This is a genomic window from Ruminococcus sp. (assembly GCF_016283395.1).
In genome coordinates, this window is record NZ_JAEEMU010000038.1 from 79,042 (window position 1) to 92,565 (window position 13,524).

General features: G+C 45.3%; 11 protein-coding genes. 6 read left to right on the top strand and 5 right to left on the bottom strand.

The window, feature by feature from the left end:
• Positions 1-299: 299 nt before the first annotated feature.
• Both QZZ41_RS06960 and QZZ41_RS06965 read right to left on the bottom strand, forming a co-directional pair.
• On the bottom strand, positions 300-1,721 hold the full coding sequence (locus tag QZZ41_RS06960; RefSeq protein WP_295069807.1) for a dockerin type I domain-containing protein: 1,422 nt from the start codon (positions 1,719-1,721) through the stop codon (positions 300-302).
• A 45-nt stretch (positions 1,722-1,766) separates the two neighbouring features.
• Positions 1,767-2,513 (bottom strand): glycosyltransferase, encoded by a 747-nt coding sequence (locus tag QZZ41_RS06965; protein WP_295069808.1) that lies wholly within the window; start codon positions 2,511-2,513, stop codon positions 1,767-1,769.
• Between the two features lie 415 nt (positions 2,514-2,928).
• Here QZZ41_RS06965 and rpmG point away from each other — a divergent pair, with 415 nt between their 5' ends.
• The 5 genes from rpmG to rplA all read left to right on the top strand — a co-directional run bounded on the left by rpmG (position 2,929) and on the right by rplA (position 5,220).
• Positions 2,929-3,078, top strand: a complete 150-nt coding sequence (rpmG, locus tag QZZ41_RS06970) for a 50S ribosomal protein L33 (RefSeq protein ID WP_009984160.1) — start codon at positions 2,929-2,931, stop codon at positions 3,076-3,078.
• A 17-nt stretch (positions 3,079-3,095) separates the two neighbouring features.
• On the top strand, positions 3,096-3,329 hold the full coding sequence (gene secE, locus QZZ41_RS06975) for a preprotein translocase subunit SecE (protein WP_295069810.1): 234 nt from the start codon (positions 3,096-3,098) through the stop codon (positions 3,327-3,329).
• Between the two features lie 25 nt (positions 3,330-3,354).
• The gene (gene nusG, locus QZZ41_RS06980) at positions 3,355-3,882 is read left to right on the top strand and encodes a transcription termination/antitermination protein NusG (protein WP_295069812.1); all 528 of its coding nucleotides are present in this window, start codon (positions 3,355-3,357) and stop codon (positions 3,880-3,882) included.
• A gap of 93 nt (positions 3,883-3,975) precedes the next feature.
• The gene (rplK, locus tag QZZ41_RS06985) at positions 3,976-4,401 is read left to right on the top strand and encodes a 50S ribosomal protein L11 (RefSeq protein WP_173324922.1); all 426 of its coding nucleotides are present in this window, start codon (positions 3,976-3,978) and stop codon (positions 4,399-4,401) included.
• A gap of 123 nt (positions 4,402-4,524) precedes the next feature.
• A complete protein-coding gene (gene rplA, locus QZZ41_RS06990) occupies positions 4,525-5,220 on the top strand; it encodes a 50S ribosomal protein L1 (RefSeq protein ID WP_295069815.1) in 696 nt (231 codons plus the stop codon).
• Between the two features lie 56 nt (positions 5,221-5,276).
• Here rplA and QZZ41_RS06995 read toward each other — a convergent pair whose 3' ends face one another.
• The 3 genes from QZZ41_RS06995 to QZZ41_RS07005 form a co-directional block, all read right to left on the bottom strand.
• The gene (locus QZZ41_RS06995) at positions 5,277-6,407 is read right to left on the bottom strand and encodes an Mbeg1-like protein (protein ID WP_295069817.1); all 1,131 of its coding nucleotides are present in this window, start codon (positions 6,405-6,407) and stop codon (positions 5,277-5,279) included.
• 157 nt (positions 6,408-6,564) lie between these two features.
• Entirely contained in the window at positions 6,565-9,654 is a 3,090-nt protein-coding gene (locus tag QZZ41_RS07000; RefSeq protein WP_295069819.1) for a glycoside hydrolase family 9 protein, read from the bottom strand.
• Positions 9,655-9,945: 291 nt separating this feature from the next.
• Positions 9,946-12,459, bottom strand: coding sequence for a glycoside hydrolase family 9 protein (locus QZZ41_RS07005; RefSeq protein ID WP_295069821.1), 2,514 nt, complete (start codon positions 12,457-12,459; stop codon positions 9,946-9,948).
• Positions 12,460-12,725: 266 nt separating this feature from the next.
• Here QZZ41_RS07005 and QZZ41_RS07010 point away from each other — a divergent pair, with 266 nt between their 5' ends.
• A complete protein-coding gene (locus QZZ41_RS07010; protein WP_295069822.1) occupies positions 12,726-13,433 on the top strand; it encodes an ATP-dependent Clp protease proteolytic subunit in 708 nt (235 codons plus the stop codon).
• The last annotated feature ends 91 nt before the right edge of the window (positions 13,434-13,524 follow it).

Consider the following 13,524-nt stretch of genomic DNA (forward strand, 5'->3'; position numbering starts at 1 on the left):
TGGCAGAGTCCAGAGACAGCGTCTCTGGTCGCTGTTCCCAGCTTTTAGAGAACAGCGAAATAATACGAAGGCGCACCGCAAGGGTGAATTCCAAAAACAATCCAGTGAATTGTTTTCGGAAGAGGGTGACTCCCCACAGGGTGGGGAGATGTCGCAGCGCGACAGAGGGGACGGACCCGATTAGGTGGAACTGCAAGAGAGGGCGTCCCTTAACGAGCACTCGTAAAGCCCCCTACACGGGACGTCGAGGACGCCGTCCCCTACAAAAATCCCCGAGGCAAAGCCTCGGGGTTCATCTTCTATTTTCTGTTTTTGATAAAATCACTAAAGTCTATTTTTTTATCCGTTCCCGAATTATATGCATAATATGCAAGTATCAATGATGCATCGACTGAATCTGCCATGCCGTCATTATTAACATCTGCCGCAAGCTTCTGACGTTGATCTGTAAATGTTGATGCCTTGCCGCTGGATATATATGCATATTCTTTCATAAGTACAGAAGCGTCAACGGAGTCCACAAGCTTATCATTATTTATATCACCCATTGCATACGGCGGATCGGCTATAACAGTTATGCTTCCCTTATCAAGTCCGTCGCTGAAAGCATATTTCGTCATTGCCTTGCCATTATCATCGTTGGCGAAGTTGGTGAAAAGCGGCTGTATCTTTCCGTATTTGGACTTTCCTACCTCAAAGCTGAACACATCGCCCACCTTACATTCCGCAGGAAGCGTAACATCTAACGTCCACATAAGTCCGTCCTTGCCAGCGTCAGTCGAACCGCCCGTTGTAAGCACGATGAAGTCCTTGGTATCACCTATCGCCTGTCCGCCTGTGAGCTGGTCGATAGCCTGACCTGCTGTGGCTTCGCCTATTTTCAGTCTGCTGTCGAAATACACATAGAGCACAGTTTCACTGTAAAGCTTATCTGCTCCCTCAACTGTGATAGTTACCTGTTCTTTGTGGTTTGGCGACTCACTGAGATATACTTCCGTGCGGCTGAGTTTGAATATGGGTTTGCCCTGCACGGCTGTGCGTGTGGTAGTAGTAGTTGATGTGGTTGAAGTAGTTGAGGTCGTAGTTGTGGTCTTTGAAGTAGTTGTGGAAGTCTTTGTGGTAGTTTTAGATGTGGTAGTGGTAGTTTTTGAAGTCGTTGTGGTAGTTTTTGACGTTGTGGAAGTAGTTGCTGCAAGTGTATTTACAGACAATGTCTCGAAACGGTATTTATACTTTGCAGCATATTCGGAAGCAGGAGAATTTTCAGCTCCGATTATCTTTCCGTTGTATATTGCTGCTGAACTTCCGCCGCCTGCTGAGTTGCATATAGTATCGCCGCTGTCGAACAATGTGCAGCTTTTATTGTATATCACTATCTCCTCAAGCTTTCGGCAGTCCTTGAATGCATATTTGCCGATCTCACTGACACATTCGGGAAGTGTAACTGCTGTGACCTCTCTGCCTGCAAACGCATTATCGCCGATAACTGTTACAGGGAGTCCTGCTATCTGCGCAGGTACCTCTATCTTTCCCGAAACAGCCGCATTGCTGAGCTCAACATGGTCTGAATACTTATGATAGGTTATCCCGGCAGATGTAGCAGTTGAATACTCGGAAGCCTGAGACTCGTCTGCACTGCCTGTAAATATATAGCCGCTCGGAAGTGCTCCTGCTATTATTGCCGCAGAGATCACGGCTGATATGCACCTTTTTAACTTCATATATACCTCCGTATCCAGCCAAACGCTGAGGGCTGAACAGAATAATTATTTATTGTAATCGTAGAACATCTCGTCCATAAGCTTGTCGTAGCCGCTGCGGTCACCAAATGCAGCTTTTATCAGTGCTCCTGCATTTTTGAATATGAGCTTAAAGTAGAGCCAGTCACCCATATCATTGTATTTTCGTGTGGAATTGATAAGATGATTATTGCGAAGGCAGCCGTACTTCTTCCCCTTTTTTCTGCCATAAGCTCTCAGTGCTTTGGCTGTAGCGATGTCCTCGCCTGCTTTTTTCTCAATAAATCCGCCTATTGCGTCAAAATCAGACTTCCTTGCCCAGAATATACTGCAGTAAAGTCCCGTAAGCTTAAAGCCAAGCCGACAGATGATATCGTTTATCCAGAGTGCTGCGGAATACCTCTCAAAACGCAAAGGAGCTCCGCCGCCTATGTACTTTCCGCTGTTCAGCATACCCAGTATCTCGCGCAGAGTATCCTCGGTCATTCGGTTATCACAGTCAATGGTAACTATTACCTTTCCCCGTGCAGCATTGATGCCTGCATTTCGGACTGTGGCTATGCATCTGCTCTCATCAGTGACAACACGCGCACCGTTTGCAAGTGCAAGCTCGGCTGTACGGTCCGTACATCTGTTGCATACGATGATCGTCTCAACTCCGCATTTCACACGGGAAGCCGCCTGTTTTATCGAATTTATGCATCTTTCCACATACTTTTCTTCGTTATGTGCAGGCACTATAACTGATATGATAATATTGTCCGAAATAGTCATCATCTCCCCTGCTGCTTATTTTATACTATTATATATTATAAGCATTTAAGTATTAAAAGTCAATAGCACGGCAGCGTGACGCTGCACCCTTGCCCCGTTGTCGCTTGCAAGCTCGCTCACTCTTAACAAAAATGTTAATTGTACATCGCTTACAGTACTTTTAATTATGAATTATGAATTGATACAGCCGCCCCTAAAATTCTAATCACTATGCACTAACCACTAATAACTACTACCTACTCACTAATCACAAAACACTAAACACTAAAAACTTTCTAAAAAATGCTTGACATTGCTATTTATATGTGTTATAATGGTAGTACCTCGTTGGGGGTTTATTTTTTTGTCCCCGTGCGAGGGAGGCAAACAACCTACCTTTGGTAACAAAGGAAGTACTAATTCAGGAGGTGCCGATATGAGAGTAAAGGTTACTTTAGCTTGTACAGAGTGCAAGCAGCGCAACTATGTTTCCAAGAAAAACAAGAAGAACGACCCTGACAGAATTGAAATGATGAAGCATTGCAAGTTCTGCAGAAAGCATACTCTTCACAAGGAAACAAAGTAATCGGAAGGGGTATTTTTATGGCTAAGAATACATCTTCAGATAAGAAGTCCGAGAAAAAAGAAGTAGGAAAGATCCGAAAATGGTTCAAGGACCTCAAAGTAGAATTTAAAAAAGTGGTTTGGCCATCTAAGGAAACTGTCATCACTAACACATCAGTCGTTGTAAGTGTTATTGTTGCATCAGCAGTTTTCGTAGGCGCAATAGATCAGCTTTTTATGTTCTTGATGCGTTTGATCTATAACGCTCACTAATTCAGAGGAGATCAGGAGGAGAATTATGTCAGAAGCAGCTAAGTGGTACGTTATCCACACATATTCAGGCTATGAAAATAAGGTAGCTCAGAATATTGAAAAGGTTGTAGAAAACCGTAAGCTTCATGAACTTATCCAAGAGGTCAGAGTTCCTACTGAAAGAGCAACTGAGATCACAGATGGAAAAACCAAAGAAGTAGAGCGTAAAACTTATCCGGGTTACGTTCTCGTCAAGATGATAATGAACGATGATTCATGGTATGTCGTTCGCAATACCAGAGGCTGTACAGGCTTCGTAGGACCTGCTTCAGAGCCTACTCCCCTTTCAGAAGAGGAAGTTGAAAAGCTCTTTGGCGTTGAAGTTTCTTCTGTTACTGTAAACTTCAAGGTCGGCGACAGCGTCCGTATCTCGGGTACTGCTATGGACGGATTTATCGGTGTTGTTCAGAACATCAATCTTGAGGACCGTTCAGTAGATCTTCTTGTCTCAATGTTCGGTCGTGAAACCCCCACTACCCTGCCTATAAGCCAGGTCGTATTAGTGGAGGATTAATTCAGGTCAAAAAGAACCCGCAGTATGGGTTCAGTGGGAGAGGTAAAATAATTCTTGCCTCGCCATTTACCACATTTATGGAGGTGCGAATACATGGCACAGAAAGTAGTTGGCTACATTAAGCTTCAGATCGCAGCAGGAAAGGCTACTCCTGCACCACCTGTTGGTCCGGCACTCGGTCAGCACGGTGTTAATATCATGGCATTCACAAAGGAATTCAACGAGAGAACAAAGAACGACATCGGTATGATCATCCCTGTTGTTATTACTGTTTACGCAGACCGTTCATTCTCGTTCATCACTAAGACTCCACCCGCAGCTGTTCTTATCAAGAAGGCTTGCAATATCAACAGCGGTTCAGGAGTACCTAACAAGACTAAGGTCGCTAACATCACAAAGGAACAGATCCAGAAGATCGCTGAGACAAAGATGCCTGACCTCAACGCAGGTTCACTCGAGGCAGCTATGAGCATGATCGCTGGTACAGCTCGTTCAATGGGCGTTGTAGTTGTTGACTAATCAATTTTTTGAATGATGAAGTGGGATATTTTCCCGTTCAGAGTTCTATTGGTGGGAGGAAAATTCCGCTAATCGGGTAAGCTATAAGCTCCCGGTATTACCACTTAAATAGGAGGAAATATAATGAAACACGGCAAGAAATATGTTGACAGCGCAAAGGCTGTTGATTATGCAAAGCAGTATGAGTCCACAGAGGCTCTTGACTTAGTTTGCAAGAACGCAAAGGCTAAGTTCGATGAAACTATAGAGGCACACATTCGTCTTGGTGTTGACTCAAGACACGCTGACCAGCAGGTTAGAGGTGCTGTTGTTCTCCCTAACGGTACAGGTAAGACTGTTCGTGTATGCGTATTCTGCAAGGAAGACAAGTATGAGGCAGCTCAGGGTGCTGGCGCAGAGTTCGTTGGCGGACAGGATCTCGTAGACAAGATCATGAAGGAAAACTGGATGGACTTCGACGTTGTTATCGCTTCACCTGACATGATGGGTCTCGTTGGTCGTCTTGGTAAGGTTCTCGGACCTCGTGGTCTTATGCCAAACCCAAAGGCTGGTACTGTAACTCCTGATGTTGCAAAGGCTGTTACAGAGGCTAAGGCTGGTAAGATCGAGTATCGTCTCGACAAGACAAACATCATTCACTGTCCTATCGGTAAGGCTTCATTCGGTGCTCAGAAGCTCGAAGAGAACTTCTCTACACTTATGGAAGCTATCGTAAAGGCTAAGCCTGCTGCTGCTAAGGGTACTTACCTCAAGAGCTGCACAGTTACTTCAACAATGGGCCCTGGTGTTCCTGTTGCTACAGCTAAGTACGGTGTTTGATAAAAATAGCTAATATTAAAGGCTTCACAGAAATGTGAAGCCTTTTTGTTATTGTGTCATGGCTGCTGAGGTTTGAATATTGCACCCGTTCCGTCTTTTGCGATCTTTTTGATAGCACCTTTCATTATCGCCTGCTGTTCGGGACGGAGTTTTGAATACGCCTTGATAAGTGCAGGATACAGGCGGAGCTTGTTTATTTCCTTCAATGTATCCTTATCGGTAGAATTAAGCACCTCAAACAGCGAATCCGTAAATATCTGCCTCTCCGTATCGCTGAATTCTTCAAGAAGTCCCGATATCGCCTTGTTAATAACATCGCCTGACTTTTTCAGCTTATCCGCAAACACGAAGCGATTGCGGCGCAGCTCCCAGCTGTAGGAAAAATGCTGGCTCAGTCCGATAGCGGAGTTCTTTACGATCTTCGGCTCGCAGCTGCTACCGAGAAGCATACCAACGATAGAAACCTGCGGTATATAGCTTCTGAAATACGGAAGCATTTTTTTATACATATCAGATTCTATTATCTCATCTCTGAACCCCGGACCGTCATAGGAATAGATATCCCTGATGTGCTGACGCACATTTTCTTCGCAGAACATAGAGCTGTATATAGCAAAATTTCCGCCTTTTGAATGACCGCCGAGCCGAACCACGTCTGCTCCCGAATAAGCCTTATCCACATAACAAATCGCCTGCTGCTGACCTGCTGTCTGCTGCATAAAACTGAGATTAAAATCCTCTTTCCAGCCTACGACAGTTCCGTCCGTACCGCGAAAAGCTATAAAATCACTGCCGTCGGGCAGCCTGTAAGTAAGTGCCGAAAACTGAAGATCAGCAGAATGTTCGACCATGCTGATATATCCGCTAAGCAATGTTCCGCGATATCGCCTTGACTCGGCAAGCTTTCTGAACAGCATATTATCCTGCTCGAAGGTAATGATCCTGAGCTTTTTATCAATTTTTTCGGGATCATATATTTTATACGCCTCGGGAATTGTAATACTTTCCTCAAAACTTTCGGACACTACGCCTTCCAAAGGCACATAGCAGAACTGAGACAAAACCAATCCGTCGATCTCATTAAACGGATCAGCTGAAAACGGAACATCTCCTCGCCAGTCGAGGTAATCAAGAATGTTCGCCAGAAAAGTCCCCCCTATCTGAAAATACTGACGTACAAAGATCACGCCAAATCAGATCATTGATACTCATGCAATGGTATATTTCTCTTTATATAACATTATATCACTTTTCTGTCACGTTTTCAATAGGCATATATACAAAAATAAACCGAGCGGATATACCGCTCGGTTTACTAATGGGATTTTATCCCTTTATTACTAATTACTTAGTAGGATCAAGTGAAGCGATCTTGTTGAGGAGGAAGTTCTGAATACGAACTGCATCCTGAGTTGTGATGCCCTTGCTTGATGTATCAACGTCAGCGTTAGCCTGACCCTGTGCTGTGATAGCAGAAGAATCTGTACCGCCGATGCCGTACTTGTTCGGGTTAGCAAGGCTCTGCATGATAAGAACGATATCGCCCATATCTACATCGCCGTCGCAGTTAGCGTCACCCCATACCTTAGCAGTAGGTGTAGAGATGTCAGAAACTGTTGTAGTTGTAACAACTGGTGGCTGTGTTACAGTTGTTGTAGTTATTGTGCCAGGTGTAGGCTCAACATATGAATACTTCTGCTCCTTATCCTGGAGGAACTCAACGATCCAAGCAAGAGGAGCGTTCCAGTTGATTGTAACCTCGTTTGTTGACCAAGCTTCGATTGAGTCAACGAAACATCTCTGTGACGGGTTATCCTTATTACCAGGAACGAATCCGAGAGCACGTACATATGGATCCTGGAGACCTGCGTTAGGACCGCCTGAGAGAACTCCGTCAGGAGCCATAGGCAGAGTCTTATCAAGCTCGTGTGACCAATATCTGTGGTGAGGATTCTTTTCCATGTATGTACCGTAACCTGTGATGAATGAGAATGAAAGTGGGTTACAGCCGAGGAGGTAGTTCATACCTGTAAGAACACCGTTCATGTACTTGTCATCGCCTGTAAGGTCATAAGCATATGACATGATCATGAGGTTGTTGATTACCATTGAGTTTGAACCCCACTCATAACCGTTGATGATAATGTCTGGATCAAGGTTGTTAGGATCGTTGTATCCTTTACCGTCATACTTGTAAGGAATACCATAACCCTGCTTCTCTTCTTCTTCGATATAATCATCAGCTGTCTGCTTTATAGAAGCAGAAAGTGTAGCATACTGCTCATCAGTAAGAACTTCCTTGTGACGGAGAAGGAGTGAAAGTGAACCAGCGGCATTTGTATTACCCCAGTTAAGAGCTGTGAATGAACCGTCCTTGTTCTCACCACCGGTGATTCTTGTAGGAACCTTGAAAGCATTTGTATAGTCAGAAAGCTTTGTGAGATATGTATCAGCATCAGCATCCTTGAGGATCTTAGCAGATGTATAGATTTCACAAGCTGCCCAGTACATATCGTCCTTAACCTCGTTATCACCGTAAGGACCACCGCCCTTAGCCTGATACATAGGTGCGTAGAGTGACTTCGGATTATCCTCTTCCTTATCAGGATCTGCCTTGTACCAGTTCTTCTCAGCAGCTGCATAAGCGTCCTTAGCTTCCTGGAGATAGAATGCAGACTTTGTTGAGTCATATGGCTCGATAAGTCTTGCCATCTGAGCAGCACAAGCAGCATAGTTCAGTGTAGCAGCAAACGTTGGTGGCTTAACGATACGCTCTGTATTCCAGCCCTTATCACCGTTCTCAAGCTTTTCACCTGAGTAGTCCCAAGGTCTTGTAGCAAGTCCTGTCCACTTGTGGTCATGGAGCTTGTGGTAAACCATTCCAGCATACTTGCCCCATGTAGGCTCCTTAGCGTCAACCTTCATAGCTGTCATGAATTCGAGCTCGTAGAGACACTCATCGATGATATCAGGGAGCTTGTTGCCTGTCTCAGGGATACTTACTGTGCCTGAACCATCAGCAAACTTTTCCTTTGTCTTATCGTTGTATGTAGCTCTCTCATACATATTGAGGAGAGTCCATACTGAGATACCGCCGTTAACAACGTATTTACCGTGGTCACCAGCATCGTACCAACCCTTGTTAGCTGTGAGTGTAGATGACTTATATTTGCTTGTAGCTTCATCGTTGCTGAGGTACTCGTTGTGCCACTCAGTCTGAACATAAGCTGTATCTGTCTTATGACCACCCTCATGAGCAAGAGTCTTTGTATCGCCTGATGTTATATACTTAGCTTCGATATCGATACCTGAACGGTTCTGATAGAAGTAGTTAAGAGCATTCTTGAGCATATCGTGTGAAGAATCAGAATAGATGTCATCACCGATATTGAATTCCATTGATCTCCAGCTTTCGCCCTTTATACGGAGATAGTATCTGCCAGCCTTGTTAGCCTTTGAGAAGTCAATCTTGCAAACAGTATCAGCTGAATCAGGATCCTTCTTTGCTGTGCTTGTCTCGCCTGTCTCAACAACAGTGCCTGATGAAGCATCAACGAGCTCCCAAGTATAAGAACCTGAAAGGTCGATTGTTGAAGCACCGTAAAGGATATCACCCTTGTTATCGCCGAGTGTAGCTGTCTTAGCGAAGTTTGTGAAGTAACCGATCTGGTTTACAGAAATGAAGTTAACGAGCTTGCCGCCTTCCTTCATTGTAGGATCAAACTTAGCAGAGTAGTCACGGTTTGTTGCACCGTATCCCTCGTCAGGATCTGAATTACAGCTGCCTTCACCAGGAGCCTTGTCGCCGCAAGTTACGCAGTCGATAACCATGTCATCGAACCAGATCTCGTCGCCTTCCTTAGCGTTACCCTGATACTTAGTACCCTTAGCATAGTGAAAGCACCACTCAGCTGCCTCGAGGTCTTCTGTAGGTTTGAATGTACCCTCAAATGTCTGCCACTCAGTTGTGAGCTCAACAGCCTTAGCAGGCCAGTTACCGCCCATGTGAGGTCCCATGTGCATATCATTTGACTGTCCGTCGAGTTCGAAATACTCGTTGTTACCTGAGATATCACCGATCTTAGAGCAAAGCTCCATACCAGCTCTCTTTGCCTTAGCCTTAAAGCTTACCTTATACTCGTGGCCAGCCTTGAAAGCAAGGTTTCTGTGTCTGAACTGAAGGTCCCACTTTTCGTGGTCAGCACCCTCAGGTACTTTAATCATTACGTGGAATGTACCATCTGTAAGCTCAAAGTTCTGCTTAGCAGGTGATGATTCACAAGTGTGCCAAGGCAGAGCCTTGTGGTCGAATGTGCTCTCACCAACTACGAGACCAGCTGAAGCTGTTGCAGGTGCTATCACATTAACAGCAGCAGGAGCAATTGTAGCCATGGCCATAACGCTGGCAAGAATCTTTGAAGTTTTCTTGTGCATTTGAATACCCTCCCTGAATATTTAAGAATATAGTTTATAACGCAGTGTCAGTGCAAACGCCGCGTATATATACCGTAAATTCGAGCAATGAGCCTTTACGTCCTGTCGGACTCTGCACTTATCCGACTCATCAATCATATTATATTATATCGAAAAAAAAAAGTAAATAGTTTTCTTGAAATTCGTTCATTTCTCTAATGGGAGTTTCAGAATTCTGTACACAATGAACAAAAAGGTAAAAAAAATAAGAGGGAATAATTTCCCTCTTATTTCTATTTTGTGAATTAATTATTATTTTTTCTCAGGTAACTCTGTAATGAGGTGAAGCAGGTATTTCTGGAGTGTCTGAGCATCGTTTGTTGTGATCTTAGAGCCGTTGTCATAAACGTCGCCGTTGGCTATACCCTGCTCTGTGATGTGGTGCTCGTCAGTACCGTTAATGCCATACTTGTTCGGGTTTGCAAGGCTCTGCATTATAAGAACGATGTCTGCAAAATCCACTTCACCGTCGCAGTTAGAATCTCCCCACTTTGTAACAGCAGGTGTATCATTTCCTTCTGTTGTTGTGGAGACAGGCTCTGTGACTGTTGTTGTGACTGTAGTAGTTGTTGTTGTTGAAGTTGTTGTAGTAGTTGTTGTAACAGGCTTTGTTGTTGTGGTTGTTGCTGGTGTTGGAGTTGTACTCCCATTCTTTGTGCATGGCTGTGCAACGAACTTTGTGCCGTCAGGCTCTTCGCCCCATGCAATTACTCCGTCAACATACATAGGCATATGCTCGTTGAGTGAGTTAGCCTTTTTGAGGTCTGTAGCCTTTGCAAGACCGCCGAGGTATGACCAGTCGTTTGAAGTATCCCATGCGCCTGCTGTTGACTTGCCGTCTACTGCATCAGGGATAGAGATTCTGAACTGCACCTCGTCTCTGTGTTCGCTCTGACCTGTAGGCTGGATAGCTCTGCCGTCGTCGAACTTGATGCTTGCGTAGTATGTATTTCCTGTAGGATCTCCCTCATACTTGTGAGGACCTGTAACTGTAGCGTGGCCCTGTCCGCTCTCGTACTGCTGTGACTTGCCCTCTACCTTGATATCGTCTACAGAAAGGCCGTTCTCGATGACCTCTGATACATCGAAGAAGTATCTGTACTCAACGTCCTTTGCAACTCTTGCAGGCCAAGCTGTATGATTCATAGCCCACGCCTTGATCTCTGTATAGCTTGCAGCAGGTGTGCCGTTGATAACTGCGGCTACCTCCCACTCAGCCCACTTAGGCATCTCAGCAGGTGGGAATGCAGCATCAATGCTTCCGCCGAAATCATCTACCATTGCGCAGAGACAAGCTGTGTAGCCTGCGTTGTAGTCGATAGCAACTTCCGAATACTCATACTGAGCAACACTGTTCTTGTAGCTTCCTGACTTGTCAGGACCACCAACGAGAGCACCGTAAAGAGTATGTGCATACTCTGTCTGCCAGCCCTCATCTCCGCCTGACTTCTGACCGAGATCATTCCAGTGGTCATCGTGGATACCTGATGCTGTTCTGTGGTGGAATGCAGACGGCTGATTGTCACCCATACCGAGAACATAGCTCATCTTAAGCTGGTTATCACCGAATACATAGTCCATCTGAGACTTAGCCCAGTCATTGTACTTCTTTGAAAGTGAAGCATCATCCTTAAATATAGTATCACTTGCAAGCTTAGCAAGCCATGCAGTTGTTGTAGCGTGACGGGCACTGCCCCAGTTGAAGAGCCATGCAAGTCCGTCAGGTGTATAATCTACCTTCTTTCCGCCGTAACCGTCTATCCAGTAGTCAAGGTGATGTGAAACGTGCTCGATCCACTCCTTGTCGCCTGTGTTGAGCGCATAGAGGTAAGCTGCTGCCTGTGAAGTATCGTCCCAGCAGAGTCCCCATGTGTACTTACGTGCTGTAGACTGGTTTTCAAGCGGGAAGTTAGGGATATAATCCTTCTCGATCTTATCGAGGTAGCTCTTGTCGCCTGTAGCTATGTAGAGCCAGTTAGCAGCGTACATACAGTCATCAAGCCATGAATCTGTGTTGTACATTCCGCTCATGCCGCCGATATCCTTGTTTGCTCTGATCTTGTCAGCACCCTCAAAGAGGTCCTTTGCGTGCTTGAGGTACTGAGCAGCCTTATCAGGATCGCTGTCCTTGAATATAATGTAGCCTTCTGCAAGTGCAGCTGCCGAAAGTCCTGCAACAGAAGCGTTCTTTATTGTATCATAAGGTCTCTTCCAGTCCTTGCTGTTGAGATGATGCTTGCGGAGATATACCTCTGCGCTGCACCAGATATTATGGTCAGTAGAGCCGCCCTTGAAGTCGCCGATTGTACCGATCATCTCGCCGCCGCCCTTATCGCAGGCCATAACGTAGTCAAGTCCCCACTGGATATTGTTGCGGTAAACCTCTCCCATACCTGCTTTGTCAACAGCATCCTTGTACTGGATATAACCCCATGCCATAATGGAAGCTGAATAAGCATTTGTAAGAGTGAACTTGAAGTGGTCACCTGCGTCGAACCAGCCGCCCGGAACAACGTCTGTCTCGTTGCCGTCTTCGTCTACCATTGAGTCTGCTCGCCATGCTACCTGATTCCACTCAGGGAGCTTACCTGACTGCTGTACCTCATAGAAGAACATGGACTTCTGAAGAGCCTCTGCGTAGTTGTACTTGGAAGCCGAGTCTGCTGCTGTTACTATGCCGCCCTCTGTGCTGTTGGGCATATAAGCAAGTATGCCTGCTGACATAGCAAGTGCAGAAACTGCTGCCGTTACCTTTTTGATTATCATATTTAATACCCCTCTCGTATTAATTATTTAAGATACGGCATTTGCCATACCTATACATTTTAAATATACAATATCCTCACCGATTTGTCAAGTAAAAAATAACAATTTTCACAAAGAAATGCACACTGTACATTATATGTATGTCCGTATCCGCAGTGTGATGATATCCGCTTTTTCTAAGTATTGACTTTTAAATTGCAAAAGTATATAATAATAATGTATACGCTCTTGAAAGCTGCGCAAAATAGCTGTCGGAGGTGTATATAATGTCAGACGAAAAACAACAGGACAAGTCACTCTCGGAAGAGCTTCTTGACGACGCAGAGCTTGTCCGCGAAAACGGACAGTCCGTTTCACGAAACTCAAAGCACCTTATCCACTGCCTTTCAGTGGTGGGACAGATAGAAGGACACTATGTCCTTTCCGAACAGAACAAAACTACCAAATACGAGCATATTATCCCCGCTCTTGTGGCTATCGAACAGGACAGGAGCGTTGAGGGACTGCTCATAATCCTTAACACCGTCGGCGGAGATGTGGAAGCAGGGCTTGCTATTGCCGAGCTTATCTCGGGCATGAAAACTCCCACTGTTTCACTTGTGGTCGGCGGCGGACATTCCATAGGCGTTCCCCTTGCAGTAAGCGCGAAACGCTCATTTATAGTCCCAACTGCATCAATGACTATCCACCCTGTGCGCATGAACGGTACAGTTCTCGGCGTACCGCAGACCCTTTCTTATTTTGACAAGATGCAGGACAGGATAGTGAGGTTCGTCACGAAAAACAGCAGTATCACGGAGGAGACCTTCCGCACTCTGCTGATGAACACTCAGGAGCTTGTGCTCGATGTGGGCAGCGTTATCGAGGGAGAAAAAGCCGTTGAGCTCGGACTTATCGACAGTCTCGGAAGTCTCGGCGATGCTATGGACTGTCTGTACGATATGATAGAAAATACAGAAAAAAGATATTCGTGACCGCAGCTGTGCCGATACGCGCTTTTCCGCGCTGAAAATATGTTACAATGGCACAGCTACATATACATATATAATAGAACAAAACGGAGGC

Excerpts from the sequence above, each read along its gene's own strand:
- QZZ41_RS07010 (WP_295069822.1), top strand. The coding sequence starts at position 12,726 with ATGTCAGACGAAAAACAACAGGACAAGTCACTCTCGGAAGAGCTTCTT.
- QZZ41_RS06960 (WP_295069807.1), bottom strand. The coding sequence starts at position 1,721 with ATGAAGTTAAAAAGGTGCATATCAGCCGTGATCTCTGCGGCAATAATA.
- secE (WP_295069810.1), top strand. The coding sequence starts at position 3,096 with ATGGCTAAGAATACATCTTCAGATAAGAAGTCCGAGAAAAAAGAAGTA.
- rplK (WP_173324922.1), top strand. The coding sequence starts at position 3,976 with ATGGCACAGAAAGTAGTTGGCTACATTAAGCTTCAGATCGCAGCAGGA.
- QZZ41_RS07000 (WP_295069819.1), bottom strand. The coding sequence starts at position 9,654 with ATGCACAAGAAAACTTCAAAGATTCTTGCCAGCGTTATGGCCATGGCT.
- nusG (WP_295069812.1), top strand. The coding sequence starts at position 3,355 with ATGTCAGAAGCAGCTAAGTGGTACGTTATCCACACATATTCAGGCTAT.
- rpmG (WP_009984160.1), top strand. The coding sequence starts at position 2,929 with ATGAGAGTAAAGGTTACTTTAGCTTGTACAGAGTGCAAGCAGCGCAAC.
- QZZ41_RS07005 (WP_295069821.1), bottom strand. The coding sequence starts at position 12,459 with ATGATAATCAAAAAGGTAACGGCAGCAGTTTCTGCACTTGCTATGTCA.
- rplA (WP_295069815.1), top strand. The coding sequence starts at position 4,525 with ATGAAACACGGCAAGAAATATGTTGACAGCGCAAAGGCTGTTGATTAT.
- QZZ41_RS06965 (WP_295069808.1), bottom strand. The coding sequence starts at position 2,513 with ATGACTATTTCGGACAATATTATCATATCAGTTATAGTGCCTGCACAT.